This is a genomic window from Pantoea sp. AG1095 (assembly GCF_003208415.1).
Lineage (GTDB): Bacteria > Pseudomonadota > Gammaproteobacteria > Enterobacterales > Enterobacteriaceae > Pantoea > Pantoea leporis.
The window spans coordinates 16,878-34,383 of record NZ_QKMJ01000003.1 but is presented as its reverse complement, the minus strand read 5'-3'; the positions used below and the strand labels follow the sequence as shown (position 1 = coordinate 34,383).

Sequence of the window (17,506 nt, the reverse complement as noted above, 5' to 3'; positions counted from 1 at the left end):
CGCTTAACCTCCCTGCATCGGTGACAGCACTTCGAGCTGGCAACCTTCATCCAGCCGCTGCGTGTCGTACTGGCTTTTCGGCACAAACGCACCGTTGTAGGCGGTGGCGACGCAGGCCACATCAATTTGCTGCTCGATCAGCAATTCGCTCAGGCTTGTTGCCTGGGTGCTGATGGCGCGGCCGTTAAGCTGAATATTCATTATTGAGTTCCCCAGAAATGCGTTGCATCAGCTGCTCTGCCAGCATTGGCGCCAGCAGAAAACCGTGGCGATACATGCCGTTGAGATAAAAGGTGTGATTGTGATAGTCGATTTCCGGCAGATTCGCCGGATAGGCCGGACGCAGCCCGCTGCCGCTCTCAATCACGCGCGCTTCAGCTAAGGCGGGATGGATGGCATAGGCGGCGCTGAGTAACTCCATCATGGCGCGCGCGCTGATGGCGCTGGCATCGTCGCTCTCAATCATGGTGGCGCCGAGCATAAAGTGGCCGCCGCGACGCGGCACCAGATAGCAGGGAAAACGCGGATGCAGCAGACGAATCGGGCGGGAAAACTGCACTTCATCGCTGTGCAAAATCAGCATTTCGCCGCGCACCGCACGCAGGCGCGGCAGTTGCGGCGCGGCGTGGATGCCGCGACAATCGATAATCTGGCCGCTCGGCGCGTGATTGCTGAATGACACGCCGCGCGCGATCAGCGCGTCACGCATCTCCTGCAACGCCAGACGCGGATCGAGATGCGCTTCCCCGGCGAAAAACAGACCGCGCGCAAAGCGCCCTTCCAGCGCCGGTTCAATGTTGGCGGGATCGACCCATTGATGCTGCTCGGTCATGCGGGCGAAACGGTTGAGTTCCTGGCTGTCGCGCGGCGGCGCAACCACCAACGTGCCCTGATGCTCGACGCTGCTGACGCGCTGTTGCCACCACGCGGCGGCGTGTTGCCCAAGAGTGATAACATCGCGCGGCGCGCTTTCGGCTTCACACCAGGGCGCCAGCATGCCGCCAGCAAACCACGATGCCGGGCGGCGCGCGTCATCGCCCATCACCTCAACGTCTTCACCGCGTTCCGCCAGTAAAGTGGCTACGCATAGGCCCGCCACGCCGCAGCCAAGCACGCTCCAGCGGCTCACAGCGCCGGATCCAGGATGTTCAAACAGGGGGAATTCACATCGGCCTCTCAGTGTTAGCTGAGACCCGCAGATACAGGAGAAGGGAAATGGCGCATCCATCGAGCTGGTTTGAGCGCCAGACAGCCCAATGATAAAGACTGTCAGTCTTCCTACGCCAGTATCAACTGGGTCAGGTTCAAAGGGTCGCTAAACCGCGCAGTGCGCTATTAGCCTCTCAGTCTCTTTGGCGAGACTCCCCCGACGCGTCTATTTGTATTGCAGGCGATGGTCGCCGTCAAGCGCGGAATAACCGGATGCTTTACGTGGCATTTAGCATCACGGCATTTATCGCTACTTAGGCTTTGTGGATCACAAACGTAACATATGGTATACAAACACATTATTTTATGCGCAAGAACCAATTACAGGTGATGTCGTAATAACCATGAAGAATATTAAAATTGCATTTATTAAAGCCGGCTGGCACAAAGAAATTGTCCATAATGCCTTAGTGGGTTTTGAAAAAGAATTAGCCGATCACTCCGTAGAAGCGGAATTAAAAGTGCTGGAAGTGCCTGGCGCATTTGAAATGCCGCTGCTGGCTAAGCGTCTAGCCGAAACCGGCAAATACGATGCGATTGTCTGCGCTGCGCTGGTGGTTGACGGCGGTATCTATCGCCATGATTTCGTTGCCGCTGCGGTGGTTGATGGCTTGATGAATGTGCAGCTGACCACCAACGTACCGGTGTTCTCCGTTTCATTAACGCCACATAATTTCCAGCCGGTTGATGTGATTGAAAACTTCTATACCGAGCATTTTATTAAGAAAGGCAAAGAAGCGGCGCGCGCGGTGTTAGCGATTCATAATTTGTCGATTGATTGATGCATTAAAAAGGGAGCACCTCTTCAGGCGCTCCCTTTTTATTTATGATGACCTTCAACGGCTCATTTTCAGAATAGTGCCAGTCATCTCGTAAAATAGTCTAACGAATAAAGTATCAGCTATTCGTCATTAACGCAGTGGATGATTCACTTCCAGCGGACGCAAATCAAACACCAGCACTTCCGCATCATCACCGTTAGCGAACTGCAGCGCGCTTTCGTTGCGAACGCGTGCACCGTCGCCCTCTTTGAACTTCACGCCGTTCACTTCGATGCTGCCGCGAGCCACGTGAATATAGGCGTAACGATCGGCATCCAACGCGAAGGTTTGCTGCTCTACACCGTCGAACAGTCCGGCATAAACGCGAATATCCTGACGCACGCTGAGTGAACCGTTATCCCCTGCCGGCGAAATAATCAGGCGCAGCTGACCGCGTTTGTCACGTTCCGCCACTGAAATCTGCTGATAACCGGGAGGCGAATTACGTTCGCCAGGCACAATCCAGATCTGCAGGAAGTGCACGTTGTCCGTTTTCGAGTGGTTAAACTCGCTGTGCGTGACGCCGCTGCCGGCGCTCATTAGCTGCACATCACCCGGCACAATCACCGAACCGGTGCCCATTGAATCTTTATGCTCCAGCGCGCCTTCCAGCACGTAGGAGATGATCTCCATGTTGTTGTGCGGATGCGCACCAAAACCGCGACCCGGTGCAACGCGGTCATCATTGATCACCAGCAAATCTGAGAAGCCGGTTTGTTTTGGATCCCAGTAACTGGCGAAAGAGAACGTATGATGCGAATTTAACCAACCGTGGTCACCCACTCCGCGTTGTTCTGACAGGCGTTGTTCAATCATGGTCTGCTCCTCAAATTTGCTGTTGGGGGGCGATTGCCCTTCCCGTTGCAAACAAGTATACGTAAACTGATTTGCCTAACAATGCGTCAAAATGACAATAACTGTCACCGATAAGTGGACAATATGCAGATTGAAGATCTCCGTATTTATGTAGCCGTCATCAAAGCCGGCAACTTCACCGCTGCCGCCGAACAGCTGATGCTGTCGAAGCAGTATGTCAGCCGCCGCATCGCCGCGCTGGAGGAATCGCTTGGCGCGCGGCTGCTGAATCGCAACACGCGGAAGTTGTCGGTAACCGATAACGGCCAGCTGTTTGCGCAGCACGCGCAGCGCATTCTGGATGATGTGCAGGAAGCCGAGCTGGCGGTATCGGGGCGTCGTCAGGTGCTGCAGGGCAGCTTCCGCCTGAGCGTGCCGATGTCGTTTGGTATCAGCCATTTGTCGCCGTTTATTGCCGAGTTTCTCAGCCAGCATCCGGGGTTGCAGTTTCAGGTTGAACTGGCGGATCGGCATGTCGATATGGTGGGTGAAGGATTTGATATGGCGATTCGCATCGGTACGCTGCCAGATTCGAGTTTGATCGCCAGGCGACTGGGCGAGTTCCGCCGCGTGATCTGCGGCAGCCCATCCTACCTGCATGGCGCAGGCGCACCGCGAACGCCGGAGGAGCTGAGCGAGCATTTGTGTCTGCGCTACGGGCGCGAAAGCCAGACCGGCTGGGAACTGTTTAACGGCGACCAGCGCAAAGTGATTAGCGTGCATGGGCCGATGGTGAGTAATAACGGGGAAATGCTGCGCGACGCAGCAGTGGCCGGATTGGGTCTGATTATGCTGCCAGAGTTTATTGTGGCACCAGCGCTGGCGAGCGGTGAGCTGGTGAAGGTGCTGGAAGAGTGGCAGCCGACCTCGCTCCATCTCAATGCGCTCTATCCGCAGCACCGTCAGCGCAGTGAGATCAATCGGGTGTTTATGACATTTTTGCAGCAGAAGTTGGCGTAAAAATTAATTACCCGTTGCGGCGCGATCTATTGCGCATATCAAGGGCGGCAATGTGCCCATCCCGGCAATACGTAATATATCGCGCCGCTACGGTAGGTAGGGTGTTAATGACTTTCGTGTGCAAAGGTAATCGATTTACGGCGCGCATCGCGCATCGCCACCGCGTGGATCAGCAGACCCAACACCGCCAGAATCGCGCCCACCCAACCGGTGGATTGCCATCCCAGACCAGCGGAAATGGTCACGCCGCCCAGCCATGCACCGAGCGCGTTAGCGAGGTTAAACGCCGAATGGTTCATTGCCGCCGCCATGGTTTGCGCATCACCGGCAACATCCATCAAACGGATCTGCAACACCGCCGCCAGCGCCACCATGGTGCCCACCAGCATGACGTTGATGGCACCAGCCAGCGCATAATGCGCGGCAAACACGAAGGCGCTGAGCACCAGGAATGACCAGATCAATAAAATGCGGATGGTCTTTTCAATGCCGCGATCGGCCAGACGACCGCCAGCGATGTTACCGATGATCATGCCTAAACCAAACAACGCCAGCACCGCCGGGATCCAGCTCACCGGCATCTGCGCCAGTTCGGTCATGGTCGGCTTCACGTAGCTAAACACCGAAAACAAACCGCCGCTGCCCACCGCGCCAATCGCCAGTGTCAGCAGTACCTGTTTGCGCGTCAGCGCCGACAATTCGCGCAGCGGGCTGGCATTTTTGTCGCCCGCTACGTTTGGCACCCACAGCCAGATCAGCAGCAAGGTCACCAGCGCCAGACCGCCGACAATGGCAAAGGCATCGCGCCAACCAAACCATTGGCCGATAGCGGTGACGGCGGGCACGCCGAGTAAGTTGGCGATTGTCAGGCCGAACAGCACCATCGAGACTGCTTGCGCGCGTTTGCGCCGTTCAACCAAACCGGCTGCGACCAGCGCCGCCACGCCGAAGAAGGTGCCATGTGGGAAACCGGCGAGGAAACGCGCCAGCAGCATCGAGTAGTATCCCGGCGCTATGGCGCTCAGCAGGTTGCCGGCGGCAAACAGGCCCATCAGCGTCATCAGGAAATTACGACGTGAAGCGCGCGCGCCCAGCACCGCCAGCAGCGGCGCACCAATTACCACGCCCAGCGCATAGATGCTGATGAGATGCCCGGCCGAGGGGATCGATACGTTGAGACCTTTGGCTGCATCGGGCAGCAGTCCCATGATGACGAATTCGCCGGTACCAATGGCAAAGCCGCCGGTGCCGAGCGCGAACAAAGCTTTTAGCACGCTCTGACGCGGCAGCGATGCCTCATCCGGCAGCTGAGTAAGTTGGGGTTGTACTGATGACATGAGTTTTCCGAACCGCAAGTGAAGAACTCAGTCAGGATCGTGATTGCCTGAAACAATCATCGTCAGGACTGAGCAGAGTGAGCGGCTTATGATAGCGCAAAATCCCGCTTCCGTAGCGGCGCAATTCATTGCGCGATAAATCGCGCCGCTAAGGAGTATGCGTATTCTGCAGCGCCAACAGCGCTGCGCCCATCATGCCGCCGTGATGCGCGAACTCACCTGGCACCACCAGACGATGTGCGGTGCGGCGTAATACGTAACCCTGCACCACCTCATCTAACGCCGCGATCAGCGGAGCCACCGATGCCAATCCGCCGCCCACCGCCACGCGCGACGCGCCGGTGATATTGATGGTGTATGCTAGCGGCTGACCGACAATTTGCAGCCATGCCTGAACGGTTTGCTGCGCCAGCGCATCCTGCTGCTGCCAGCATTCGATGATCTCAATGCTGCTCGCCGTGCGGTCATGCAACGTCTGATGCAGATTTTCCAGCCCGCGCGCACCGCCGTAGCTGTCGAGACAGCCCTTTTGCCCGCATGGACACGCCTTACGCGGCAGTCGCCGCGTGACGCCATCAATCTCCACTTCGGTTAATGTGATCGGCCCATGTCCCCATTCGCCGGTCAATCCGTTTTGCCCGGTAATGATGCGGCCATCTGCCACCAATCCGCCGCCAACGCCCGAACCCAGAATCGCGCCAAACACCACTTTGTGACCTTTTCCCGCGCCCGCCAGCGCTTCCGCCAGCGTGAAGCAGTCGGCATCGTTATGCACAATCACCTGGCGTTGCAGCAGCGCGCCCAGCTCGTTCGCCAAACTGCGCTGGTGAAACGCGGGAATATTGCTGGCAAATATCTCGCCAGAGTCGGGTGACACAATGCCCGCGGTGGAGATCGCTACCGGGCTGCTGGCGTTAAACTGCAGGTGATGCTGGGCTAACATGCGACGCACCAGCGCGGTGAAATCGTCCCAGCTGGTAGCCGGGATTTTATGCTGATCGAGCAGGATTAATTGATCCTGCGCATTCATCACGCCTAGCTTGATAAAAGAGCCGCCCAGATCGAGGCAAATCACCGCAGATTGTCTTCTCATAAACGTTTATCCATCACATCACGCAAACCGTCGCCCAACACATTGAAGCCCAGCACGGTAATCAAAATCGCCAATCCGGGGAAGAGTGACACATAAATATTCAGGCCAAGGAAGTTGCGCCCATCGCTCATCATGGTGCCCCACTCCGGCATCGGCGGCTGCACGCCTAAACCGAGGAAGGACAAACTGGCGGCGGACAGCACCACCGCGCCCGCCGTCAGCGTGGATTGCACAATCAGCGGTCCAATTGAGTTGCGCAGAATGTAGTGCGTAATGATGCGCGGATAGCGCACCCCGAGCATATGCGCCGCTTCGATGTACTCCATGTTCTTCAGACCCAGCGTCAGGTTGCGGCTCAGACGCGCATACACCGGAATCGAAAACAGTGAAATGGCGATCAGCATATTGGTCAGTCCTTCGCCGAGCACGCTAACGATCAAAATCGCCAGCACAATGCCTGGAAAGGCGAAGATGATATCCATCACCCACATGATCAGCGCATCAATTTTTCGTCCGGCTAAGCCGGAAATGATGCCAAGCGGAATACCGATCACCATGGAGATCGCGACGCTAAGGCTCACTTCAAACAGCGTGATACGCGCGCCGTAAATCACGCGTGAAAAAATATCGCGGCCATAATCGTCGGTGCCAAACCAGTGCGTGGCCGACGGCGCTTGCAAGGTGTTGAGCAGATCCTGCTCCACCGGATCCCAATGGGTAATTAGCGGGGCCAGCGCGGCGGCGAGCACCACCAGTAGCACTAACGCACCGCCGATGGCAATGGACGGATTTGCCAGTAAAGTGCTGATCAGGTGTCGGCTGCGCGAACGCGGCGGCAGCACGGAAGTATCAATGCTGTTCATCAGTCGAACCTTATTTTTGGATTGAGCAAGCCAATCAGGATTTCGCCCACCAGATTCATCAGCACCACGCCAGTCACGGCCACCAGCGTCACGCCCTGAATCATTGGATAATCGCGGTAGCGCACCGAATCCACCAGCAAGCGGCCAATGCCCGGCCAATTGAACACCGATTCAGTGACCACCGCGCCGCCAATCAGGCTGCCGAAGTTGAGCGCCACAATGGTGACAATCGGGATCAGTGCATTTCGCAACGCATGCTTCCAGTTAATGCTGGCGGAGGTTAATCCTTTGGCTCTGGCGGTACGGATGTAATCCTGACTCAGCACATCCAGCATGCTGGAACGCGTCATGCGGGCGATCATCGCCATCGGCAGGATTGCCAGCGTAACCGTGGGCATGATGTAGTTTTTCCACGAATCGGCGCCCAGCAGCGGTAACCAGCCCAACTCGACCGCGAAGTAATTCATCGCCAGTAGCGCCAGCCAGAAGTTGGCAATCGACGCACCGGCAATGGTCAACACCATCACGATTTGATCCGGAATCCGCTGGCGATAAATGGCGCCAGTCATGCCCGCCGGAACACCTATCGCAATCGCCAGCAGATACGCCAGCGCCGCCAGCGATAAGGTGTACGGCAAACGCTCGCTGATCTCCGTCATCACCGGACGCTGCGACTGCAACGACAAGCCAAGGTTGCCGTGCAGCGCTTCCGCCGCGAACCTGACGTATTGCAGCGGCAGCGGCTGATCGAGCCCCAGCCGCACGCGCATACTGTCCACCGCTTCCTGCGGTGCTTCCGGTCCCGCCATCAGCCGCGCCGGATCGCCCGGCAGCGCGCGGATGGCGATAAACACGATAATCGACACGCCGAAAATGATTAACGGCAGCGAAAGCACCTTTTTTGCGACGTACGCTTTCATATCACATCAGCCATGAGGTTATTGCTTCACTGCGTCGCGCACGACGATTTGTCCGCCCGGCTGCATAACCACGCCGCTGATATTTTTACGTGCGGCATAGAGATCGTCCTGATAGAACAGCAGCACCTGCGGCGCTAATCCGCTGATCTGTTTTTGCGCCTGGAAGTAGAGATCTTTGCGTTTGGCATCGTCGAGTGTGGATGCGGCGGTATCGATCAGATCATCGGTTTGCTTGTCGCTGAAGAAGCCCAGATTGGCCCCGCCCGGCGCAAAGCTGCTGGTGTGATACAGCGGACGGAGCTGCAGATCCGAGCCATATAAACCGGAAGACCAGGACGCCAGCACCGCATCGGTGCCCTGCGCGGCTTTCTCTTTGCCATCAGCAAATGCCGCTTTAGTCCACACGCCGCTCTCCATCTGGCGCACGTTAAGTTTCACGCCGATTTTGCCCCACATGCCCTGCAGCACTTGTGCGGTACGCGCATCCGGCGCCTGCACCGCAATCGACATTGGGAAACCGTCGGCGTAGCCCGCCGCTTTCAGCAGATCTTTGGCTTTTTGCAGATCGTACGGATAGTCATGCAAGCTTTTGTCGTAGTTGGGATCGACCGGTGCCAACGCGGAGTTTGCCGGTTGCGCATAACCAAACATGATGGCTTTCACCAGCGCCTGCTGGTCGGTGGCGAAATTCAGCGCCTGACGCACGCGCACATCGCTCAGCGCTTTGCTTTGGGTATTGAGATCGACCCAGAACACCGCCGCGCCCGGCGACTGTTTAAGATTTACGTTGGCGTTATTTTTTAACATGCCGGCAAACTGCGGCGGCACCGGGTTAATAATATCAACCTGACCCGATTGCAGCGCCATATTCATCACCGAAGGCTCGCTGCTCCACGTCCATTTAATTTCATCCGGCCCGGAAGATTTTCCCCAATAGTCGGGATTCTTTTGTTCAAGTACATATTCACCGGATTTGTACTGCACCAGTTTATAAGGCCCGGTGCCGTCGGCTTTATTGTTAATACTGCCCGCCTTGTCCGCTTTTGGGCTCACCATTAATCCTGGGCCGGAGGCTAAAACAGTTAAAAAAGCCGGATTAATTTTTTTCAGCTGAAACGTGACGGTAAGATCGTCTTTTTTCTTCACGTCCTGAATAAAGGTGCGAATTTTCCCACTACCCGCTAAACCGCGCTGCGTATTTAAATGACGCTGGAAGTTTTCCACTACCGCATCGGCATTAAAGGGCGTGCCGTCGTGGAATTTCACATTGGGTCGCAGGGTAAAGGTCCAGTTAAGTCCGCTGTCATCGGATGTCCAGGATAATGCCAATGCCGGAATGATTTTGCCGTCATCACCGAGACGCGTCAGGCCTTCGTACATTGGGTCCAGCACCGTGCCGGTAAAGGTCGCGGTTTGGTTGCCAGGATCCATGCTGCGCGGCGGTTCGTTCTGCATGATCACCAGCTGGCTGGCAAAAACGGAGGCGCTCGCCATCGACGCCAGTAAACAGCCGGCCAGCGTCAGTACCTTGAAATGCTTATTTTTGCTTTCCATGAAGGCCCTCAATGAATCATTGAAATGATCGGTGAAATATCCACGCTATATAAGCCACACTCACTAAACAAAAGCCAATAGGTTGGTTCATATAATTTACTTATAATCAGATCTACATTCAGAAATTTAACTAAATAGCGTTGTATTTGTTTTCTGTCCTTATTATTGTCAGCGCATAGTGCTAACGCTGTGAGAACTTCAATGCTCAATGCCCACCAGCAACAAATTCTGCGCTTACTTATTGCGTCGCATGGCATGAGCCGCACCGTGCTTGCGGAAAAAATGAAATTAAGCAAAGCCGCAATTAGCACGCTGGTGAAAGAGATGCTGCAGGCCGGATTGCTGGAAGAGAGTATTCCGGAATCCAGCGGCCAGGGTCGCCCATCGGTGTTATTAAAAATGCGTGCCGACAGCGCCTATTTTCTCGGTGCCTCGCTGCTGGACGAACGCGTGGTATTGGTGCTGATTGATATGCACGGCCGCACGCTGACCGCCACCCAGATGCCGTTGAATCTCGATCCGCCGCAGCTGGCCAAAACCATTGCAGCGGCGATCCCGGACCTGATTGCGCAGAAATCAATTACGCAGGATCAGCTGATTGGCCTGGGCGTGACGCTTTCCGGCTTTGTCGATGAACATCAGGCGATTTGCGTGCAGTCGGCGCTGCTGGGCTGGAAGAACGTGCCGCTGGCGGAACTGCTAAAACAGCAAACCGGGCTGGAAGTGTCTTTAGAGAACGATGCCAAAGCGCTGGCGGTGAGCGAGAAGATTTTCGGCGTGGCAAAAAAGGCGCGCAACTTCACCCTGATTTCGCACGGTGATGGCATTGGGTCGGCGCACTTCTTTCAGGGCCAATTGCATCGGGGGGCGCACGGCGCTGCCGGTGAAATCGCCCACTGCACCATCGAGCCCGGCGGACGTCCCTGCCGCTGCGGCAAACGCGGCTGCCTCGATACGCTGGCCTCGTTAACCGCCATCCGCGAAAGCGTGCGTGATAAAGCGCTGGAGTGTGAATCGATTACCGAACTGGAAGCGCTGGCGGTGAAAGGTAACAGCGCGGCGATTGCCATTTTGCATCAGGCCGGTCATGCGCTGGGCTTATCCATCGCCAATATTATCCAGATGAACGATCCCGAGTTGATTGTGATTGCGCATCAGCCCAATGCGTTTGATGGCTTACTGAAAACCGTGGTGATGCAGGCCATCGACAGCCATGTGCTGCCGTCGATTATCGGCAAAACACCGATCGCCAGCATGGTGATCAACGAAGAGAGCTGGGCCAGAGCCGCAGCCAGTGTGGCGGCGTATCGTTTTATCATTCACCTACCCGACTAGCGGAGGCTGCTATGCGCATTGCTTTTGGTGGCATTCATACTGAGTGCAGTACTTATAATCCGGTGCTGAATTATGCCGACGACTTCCGCATCGTGCGCGGGGATGAACTGACCACCAATCCTTATTTCGCCTTTTTGCAGGATTATGATGCCGAGTTTCTGCCGACCTTCCACGCGCGCGCCATCGCCGGTGGTCCGGTGGCGCGCGTCACCTACGACGATTTTAAGCAGGATTTTCTGACGCGCCTCGCGGCTCATTTGCCGGTGGATGGCGTTTATCTCGCGATGCACGGCGCGGTTTATGTTGAAGGCATGGAAGATGCCGAAGGCGACTGGATCAGCGCCACGCGCGAGCTGGTCGGCGCGGAGTGCCCGATCACCGTCAGCTACGATCTGCATGGCAACGTTACGCAACGCATCATCGATGCCATCGATATGTTCTCGACCTATCGCACTGCGCCGCACATTGATGTGGAAGAGACCATGCGCCGCTCGGTATCGATGCTGGTGAAAAGCCTGCAAACCGGCGTCAAACCCGGCGTGGTGTGGGCGCCGATTCCGGTGGTGTTACCCGGTGAACGCACCAGCACCGAAGATGAACCGGCGAAAAGTTTGTATGCGCGTTTGCCCGCGATAAACCAGCTGGAGCACATCTGGGATGCGTCGCTGATGGTCGGTTACGTCTGGGCCGATGAACCGCGCGCTACCGCCGCCGCGATCATGACCGGCACCGATGCCGATGTGCTGGCGGAACAGGCGGCTAAACTGGCGCTGGCTTACTGGCAGGCGCGCGATGAATTTAGTTTTGGCTGCGTCACCGGCAGCATTGAAGAGTGCGTCAGCATGGCCATCGCCAGCGAAACCGCGCCGGTGATTCTGGCTGATTCTGGGGATAATCCCACCGGCGGCGGCGTCGGCGATCGCGCGGATGTGTTGGCGGAACTGATTCGCCAGGGTGCGCAGCAGGTGATCGTGGCTGGTATCACCGATAAACCGGCCACTGACGCGGCCTTTGCTGCTGGCGTTGGCGCAAGCTTAACGCTGAATGTTGGCGCTTCACTCGATCCGGCCGGCGGCAAAGTGCAGGCCGAATTTGTGGTGAAACATCTCAGCGATGATGCGCGTTCGCTGGCGAAACAGGCGCTGCTGCAAACCGGCGGCATTACGCTGGTGGTCGCCGACCGTCGCCGTCCTTATCACAACCTGGCGGATTTCGCCCTGCTCGGCCTCGATCCCGCAGCGGCCAAAATCGTGGTAGTGAAGTCCGGTTATCTGTCGCCGGAGCTGGCACCCCTGGCCAATCCCAACCTTATGGCGCTGTCGGAAGGCGTGGTTGATCAATATGTGGAACGCTTAACTCGCAAGCGCAAATTGCAGCCCGCCTATCCGTTCGATACCGATTTCACTTATCTGCCGGTTAGCCACTTATCGGCACGCTTTATGGCAGCGAAATGAACGCGCCCGCTTCAGCAGTCGAACCGGTGCTGCGCATCGAAAATCTGACCGTCGCCTTTCGCGTTGAGGATCACTGGCGCGAGGTGGTCAAGAACCTGTCGCTCACCGTTAATGCCGGTGAAACGCTGGCGATTGTCGGTGAATCCGGTTCGGGGAAAAGCGTCACCTCGATGGCGATCATGCGCTTACTCAACATGCGCCACGCGCGCGTCAGCGGCAAAGTGCTGCTGAACGGCGTCGATCTGCTGACGCTGAGCGAATCCGCCATGCGTGACATTCGCGGCAATGCGGTGGCGATGATTTTTCAGGAGCCGATGACCAGCCTGAATCCGTCGTTCACCATCGGCAATCAAATTGCTGAGGCGCTGATCAATCACCGCAAAATCAGTAAACGCGTCGCGCGTGAAGAGACCATTCGGCTGCTGGAGAAAGTGCGTATTCCCAACGCGGCGAAACGCTTCAATGATTATCCGCACCACTTTTCCGGTGGCATGCGCCAGCGCGTGATGATTGCGATGGCGCTGGCGCTGCGGCCAAAACTGCTGATTGCCGATGAACCGACCACCGCGCTGGACGTCACCATTCAGGGGCAGATTCTTGACCTGATTAAGACGTTGCAGGAAGAGGAAGGCACGGCGGTGCTGTTTATCACCCACGATATGGGCGTGGTGGCAGAGGTGTCGGATCGCACGCTGGTGATGTATCAAGGCGATGTGATGGAAACCGGCACCACCGCCGCGATTTTTTCCGCGCCCGCTGCGGATTACACCCGCACGCTGATTGCGACCGTGCCGCAGCTTGGTGCGATGCGCGGCATTACTGGACCGCGTAAGTTTTCCTTTGACCAGCGCGACGCATCTGAGACCAACGCTGTATCGACATCGCAGCAGCCGCTGCTGTCGGTTAAAAATCTCAGCACCCGCTTCAGCATCCACGAAGGCGTATTCAGCCGCAAAACCGGCGCGGTACATGCGGTGGAGAACATCTCGTTTGATCTAATGCCGGGCGAAACCTTGTCGCTGGTTGGTGAATCGGGCTGTGGAAAATCCACCACCGGACGTTCACTGACGCGCCTCGTCACACCCGACGCGGGTGAAGTGGCCTTTGATGGTTACGACGTACTGAATCTTTCTGTTCATGAGCTGCGCACTTTGCGCCGCGCCATGCAGATGATTTTTCAGGATCCGTTTGCCAGCCTCAATCCGCGCATGTCGGTGCTGGAAGCGCTGACCGAGCCTTTTCTGCAACATCGTTTAGGCAGCAAAACCGAGGCGCGCACGAAAGCCGCCTCGCTGATGGAGCGCGTCGGGTTATCCGCTGACATGATGAAACGCTATCCGCACGAATTTTCCGGCGGCCAGCGCCAGCGTATCTGCATCGCTCGCGCGCTGATGCTCGATCCGAAAATGATCATCGCCGATGAATCGGTGTCGGCGCTGGATGTCACGGTGAAAGCGCAAATCATCAATTTGCTGCTCGACCTGCAACAGAGCCTCGGCTTGTCGTATCTGTTTATTTCCCACGATATGGCGGTGGTTGAGCGCATCAGTCATCGCGTGGCGGTGATGCTGCTGGGTGAAATCGTCGAGATCGGCCCGCGCGCGGCAATATTTGAAAATCCGAAGCATGATTACACGCGCAAATTACTGTCGTCGGTGCCGGTGCCCGATCCGGCGCGACGTCATGTGAAGCGCCAGATTGACATCAGCGAGCTGAAAAGCCCGGTGCGTGCATTGGGATTTGTGCCCGAAGCGCGACGTTATCGTGAGGTGAGTGAGGGGCATTGGGTAATGGAATAAGCGCTTTTTACAAAGCGTACACGCTGTAGCGGCGCGATTTATTGCGCATGAAGTTTATGCACCAATGCGCGATATATCGCGCCGCTACGATTTGTGCGGTTTTAAACTATCATCCCAAATCCAACATCTTCCCGCCGCTAAAACTCCAGTCTTCGGGCTGGGTTTGCTGGATGATGATCATTAAATCATTGGGATCGAGATTGAGCCGCTGTTGCAGCCGTTCACTCAACACCCGATAGGTTGCCCGCTTCTGTTCCGCGCTGCGCGGTTTGCCTGCCACGATGTTCAGCAAAACATAGCGATCGCTACGACCACCGCTGAGATAATGGCGATCGTAGATAAAGCGCGGCGCCGCCAGCGATTCAATCACCTGAATGCGTTGCTGCCCGCGGCGGGAGATGTGGGCATCGCACTGTGTCAGCACAATGCAGCAGATGGTGCGCAGCAGATGCTGGCGCAGCTTACGCGGCGTGCGGTGGCAGGCTATATTCATCACAGTGAGGTTGGAACGGCTTAGATGCGTTGTGCTAGCGGGTAAAACATCCATTGCTGGCCAGTTTCTGTCCTGCACGTTAAAGTTTAATACAACCTTCTGCCGCTATTTTTCAGGCAGAAGGTTTTTCACACATTATTCTTTCATGCATAACAAGCAAAATACCGCTCGGCTGTTGGGATAATGCGTGTGGAAATATTGCCAGGCATGGTCAGGAGAATAAAATGATCCCATGAACACACGATTATCATAGGCAGGAGCCAGGCGGCAACTATCGCGGTGTAGATTGCAGCACCCTTCTGTATCTGCCTGACTAAAGACATAAAAATCCGTGATGCTTAAGTTCATCCGCTACTCCTCATGGGCAGAGATAAATACTAATTAATAAAAATCTTTAAAATCGCCCGTTGCGGATACTATTTGTACACTTTTTAGTAATCAGCCCAAAATGAGCCATAAAATAATTATAGTCTTCGTGGAGTCGGCTGTCTTTAATTAAAAATAAACTTATTTAAGCCGAACGTAATAAAAGAGTAATTTAATAACTATTATTTAACCCTTTTTGTCGCTGCGCTTAATAGGGCCAACATTTACTGTTAACGGCGGTCATCACTTATAAATTCGCGCTAAGATTTATCTTAAAAAAATGAAATTCATTTCTGGTCAATTAAACTTAAGTAAACTTAAATTAAGCCACCGGAGATAATATCATGCTCAGTTATACTATCCGTATCGAATTGAAAGAACCCACCGCTGGCGCGCAAATAGAATTGCTCTATGCGATGCTTGAGAATGGTTTCGCGCGTAGCTTGGTGTGCGAGAAAGGCTACACTTATGTGTTACCCACCAATGAATACGTTTATGTAGGCAGCGAGAATATAAGAAGTTTAACCGACCGGGTGGTGACTTTGGTGAGCGAGTTCAGTGAGGATCCTTCGGTGATGATTACTCAATCCGCCGCAAGGTGCTGGTCAGGTTTACGCGGCGTAAACCTCGCTTAATAGCGAAGATAAACGCCCTCTGCCCACTACGAAGGCGTTTATCCTTTGATTTAAATAAACTTAAAATATAATTAATTAGCCCGGATAAATACCGCGATCTTTACGTGCCAGTAAAATACGTTCGCAGGCAACGATATAAGCGGCAGTGCGCAGCGAGCAGCGCTTTTCGGCGGCCTTGTCCCAAACGTGAACCATGGCTTCGGTCATGATGCGGTCCATACGCTGGTTAATCTCATCTTCGCTCCAGAAGAAACTCGCCATATCCTGCACCCATTCGAAGTAACTCACCGTTACCCCGCCAGCGTTACAGATTACGTCTGGCACCACCTGCACGCCGCGACTCGCGAGCATATCATCTGCATCCGGATAAGTTGGGCCGTTTGCCCCTTCCAGTACCAGTTTGGCACTAATAACTTCTGCGCGCTCGCGGGTAATTTGTCCTTCCAGCGCCGCCGGGATCAGAATATCCATGGCAGTGGTCCAGAACTGCTCTCTGTCGATCTCTCGCGCGCCAGGGAAGCCAGCAATCTGTTTATGTTCGATCTGCCATGCAGTCAACGCGGCTAAGTCAATACCGCCTTCGTTGAGTAAGGTTGCGGTGTGATCCTGAATCACCACCACACGCGCACCGGCTTCGGCGAACAGACGCGCGGCTTCGCTACCGACATTACCAAAGCCCTGCAGCGCCACGCGTGCGCCTTCAATGGTGATATTGGAGCGTTGTGCCACTTCCCGACCGGTAATAAATACGCCACGCCCCGTCGCTTTCTCACGCCCTAACGAGCCGCCAAGATGGATCGGTTTACCGGTGACCACACCGGTGATGGTGGTGCCGTGATTCATGGAGTAGGTATCCATCATCCACGCCATCACTTTGCCATTGGTGCCGACATCGGGTGCGGGAATATCTTTCTGCGGGCCAATAATCAAGCCGATTTCACTGGTGTAGCGGCGGGTTAATCGCTCCAGTTCACCTTCAGATAGCGAGTGCGGATCGACACGGATGCCGCCTTTGGCGCCGCCATAAGGCAGGTTAACCGCCGCACACTTGATGGTCATCCAGGCGGATAGCGCCATCACTTCATTCAAATCGACAGCAGGATGGTAACGCACGCCCCCTTTGCCCGGCCCGCGTGAGAGATTGTGCTGTACGCGATAGCCTTCGAAGTGGCGAATCGAGCCGTCATCCATCTGCACCGGGATGTCGACAATCAGTGCTCTTTTGGGGTGACGCAGGGTTTCTATCCAGCGAGACAATTCACCAAGATGAGGCGCAACACGATCAATTTGGCTCAGGTAGGTAGTCCAGGGAGATGTACTGCTTTCAGAAGCGTAAGATAACTTTTCCATGAGAAGCCTGTAGGTTCAGAGTTATTTATATTGAAAAGACGTGGAAAGGTAATGCATTGCACTAGACGGAAAGTAATTTAACACCTTTTCAGACAAGCGGGTCAGGCCAAATAAGAGGGGTTTAACTTTTTCGACACAAAAATGCCTTAATAAATGAATAACTAAGCATTAAAAAAGAGCCACATATGGCGCATACCCATGCATTAATTATGCACTTAATTGCATAAATTTTGATTTTATCCCTATTTTTCAGTTCTTTGATGGTCATCAAAAAGTGAATAAACTGTTATTTTTCCGCATTGACTTTGTTAACACACGCCACCACGATGAGTAAAACCCAGCTGGAAACCTCCATCATGAATTAGCGTTTTATTAATTTCGTTTTTCTTTCATCTATTTAAACGTGCCTCTTTAAGGTTTAACCCATATTTGCCATTGATGCTTGCGGGCAGGCATCGTCAT

At 55.0% G+C, this 17,506-nt stretch carries 17 protein-coding genes and 1 riboswitch; of the genes, 6 read left to right on the top strand and 11 right to left on the bottom strand.

Annotated features, from left to right (window positions below; all coding sequences use genetic code 11):
- Positions 1-3: 3 nt before the first annotated feature.
- A complete protein-coding gene (thiS, locus tag DEU53_RS08815; protein WP_110866723.1) occupies positions 4-201 on the bottom strand; it encodes a sulfur carrier protein ThiS in 198 nt (65 codons plus the stop codon).
- Positions 185-1,129: an FAD-dependent oxidoreductase gene (locus tag DEU53_RS08810; RefSeq protein WP_110866722.1), complete on the bottom strand. Its 945-nt coding sequence runs from the start codon at positions 1,127-1,129 to the stop codon at positions 185-187. Before DEU53_RS08810 ends, thiS begins: the two co-directional genes overlap by 17 nt.
- A gap of 129 nt (positions 1,130-1,258) precedes the next feature.
- Positions 1,259-1,378, bottom strand: a riboswitch (TPP riboswitch).
- Positions 1,379-1,553: 175 nt separating this feature from the next.
- Between DEU53_RS08810 and DEU53_RS08805 the strand changes: the two genes are divergently transcribed.
- The gene (locus DEU53_RS08805; protein WP_110866721.1) at positions 1,554-1,991 is read left to right on the top strand and encodes a 6,7-dimethyl-8-ribityllumazine synthase; all 438 of its coding nucleotides are present in this window, start codon (positions 1,554-1,556) and stop codon (positions 1,989-1,991) included.
- 129 nt (positions 1,992-2,120) lie between these two features.
- Here DEU53_RS08805 and DEU53_RS08800 read toward each other — a convergent pair whose 3' ends face one another.
- Complete coding sequence (locus DEU53_RS08800) at positions 2,121-2,846, bottom strand: pirin family protein (RefSeq protein ID WP_110866720.1); 726 nt, start codon at positions 2,844-2,846, stop codon at positions 2,121-2,123.
- 123 nt (positions 2,847-2,969) lie between these two features.
- Here DEU53_RS08800 and DEU53_RS08795 point away from each other — a divergent pair, with 123 nt between their 5' ends.
- Positions 2,970-3,845 carry a LysR family transcriptional regulator gene (locus DEU53_RS08795; RefSeq protein WP_110866719.1) on the top strand — a complete coding sequence of 292 codons (876 nt, stop codon included), beginning with the start codon at positions 2,970-2,972 and terminating at the stop codon, positions 3,843-3,845.
- Positions 3,846-3,949: 104 nt separating this feature from the next.
- Here DEU53_RS08795 and DEU53_RS08790 read toward each other — a convergent pair whose 3' ends face one another.
- The 5 genes from DEU53_RS08790 to DEU53_RS08770 form a co-directional block, all read right to left on the bottom strand.
- Positions 3,950-5,182 carry an MFS transporter gene (locus tag DEU53_RS08790; RefSeq protein WP_101761051.1) on the bottom strand — a complete coding sequence of 411 codons (1,233 nt, stop codon included), beginning with the start codon at positions 5,180-5,182 and terminating at the stop codon, positions 3,950-3,952.
- 148 nt (positions 5,183-5,330) lie between these two features.
- The gene (locus DEU53_RS08785) at positions 5,331-6,275 is read right to left on the bottom strand and encodes an ROK family protein (RefSeq protein ID WP_110866718.1); all 945 of its coding nucleotides are present in this window, start codon (positions 6,273-6,275) and stop codon (positions 5,331-5,333) included.
- Positions 6,272-7,138 (bottom strand): ABC transporter permease, encoded by an 867-nt coding sequence (locus tag DEU53_RS08780; RefSeq protein ID WP_110866717.1) that lies wholly within the window; start codon positions 7,136-7,138, stop codon positions 6,272-6,274. Before DEU53_RS08780 ends, DEU53_RS08785 begins: the two co-directional genes overlap by 4 nt.
- Positions 7,138-8,058, bottom strand: coding sequence for an ABC transporter permease (locus DEU53_RS08775; protein ID WP_110866716.1), 921 nt, complete (start codon positions 8,056-8,058; stop codon positions 7,138-7,140). Before DEU53_RS08775 ends, DEU53_RS08780 begins: the two co-directional genes overlap by 1 nt.
- Before the next feature lie 18 nt (positions 8,059-8,076).
- Positions 8,077-9,612: an ABC transporter substrate-binding protein gene (locus tag DEU53_RS08770; protein ID WP_110866715.1), complete on the bottom strand. Its 1,536-nt coding sequence runs from the start codon at positions 9,610-9,612 to the stop codon at positions 8,077-8,079.
- A gap of 201 nt (positions 9,613-9,813) precedes the next feature.
- Between DEU53_RS08770 and DEU53_RS08765 the strand changes: the two genes are divergently transcribed.
- Genes DEU53_RS08765 through DEU53_RS08755 form a run of 3 tightly spaced genes read left to right on the top strand, consistent with a single transcriptional unit; the run spans position 9,814 to position 14,200 of the window.
- On the top strand, positions 9,814-10,947 hold the full coding sequence (locus DEU53_RS08765; protein WP_110866714.1) for an ROK family transcriptional regulator: 1,134 nt from the start codon (positions 9,814-9,816) through the stop codon (positions 10,945-10,947).
- Between the two features lie 11 nt (positions 10,948-10,958).
- Positions 10,959-12,401: a M81 family metallopeptidase gene (locus DEU53_RS08760; RefSeq protein ID WP_110866713.1), complete on the top strand. Its 1,443-nt coding sequence runs from the start codon at positions 10,959-10,961 to the stop codon at positions 12,399-12,401.
- Positions 12,398-14,200 (top strand): ABC transporter ATP-binding protein, encoded by a 1,803-nt coding sequence (locus DEU53_RS08755; protein WP_110866712.1) that lies wholly within the window; start codon positions 12,398-12,400, stop codon positions 14,198-14,200. Before DEU53_RS08760 ends, DEU53_RS08755 begins: the two co-directional genes overlap by 4 nt.
- 109 nt (positions 14,201-14,309) lie before the next feature.
- On the opposite strand, the gene DEU53_RS08750 is transcribed toward DEU53_RS08755, so the two are convergent.
- Entirely contained in the window at positions 14,310-14,693 is a 384-nt protein-coding gene (locus DEU53_RS08750) for a tautomerase family protein (protein ID WP_233501688.1), read from the bottom strand.
- Between the two features lie 135 nt (positions 14,694-14,828).
- Positions 14,829-15,041 carry a hypothetical protein gene (locus tag DEU53_RS08745; RefSeq protein ID WP_101761059.1) on the bottom strand — a complete coding sequence of 71 codons (213 nt, stop codon included), beginning with the start codon at positions 15,039-15,041 and terminating at the stop codon, positions 14,829-14,831.
- 362 nt (positions 15,042-15,403) lie between these two features.
- Here DEU53_RS08745 and DEU53_RS08740 point away from each other — a divergent pair, with 362 nt between their 5' ends.
- Entirely contained in the window at positions 15,404-15,694 is a 291-nt protein-coding gene (locus DEU53_RS08740) for a hypothetical protein (RefSeq protein WP_101761060.1), read from the top strand.
- Between the two features lie 75 nt (positions 15,695-15,769).
- Here DEU53_RS08740 and DEU53_RS08735 read toward each other — a convergent pair whose 3' ends face one another.
- Positions 15,770-17,044 carry a Glu/Leu/Phe/Val dehydrogenase gene (locus DEU53_RS08735; RefSeq protein ID WP_110866711.1) on the bottom strand — a complete coding sequence of 425 codons (1,275 nt, stop codon included), beginning with the start codon at positions 17,042-17,044 and terminating at the stop codon, positions 15,770-15,772.
- Between the last annotated feature and the right edge of the window lie 462 nt (positions 17,045-17,506).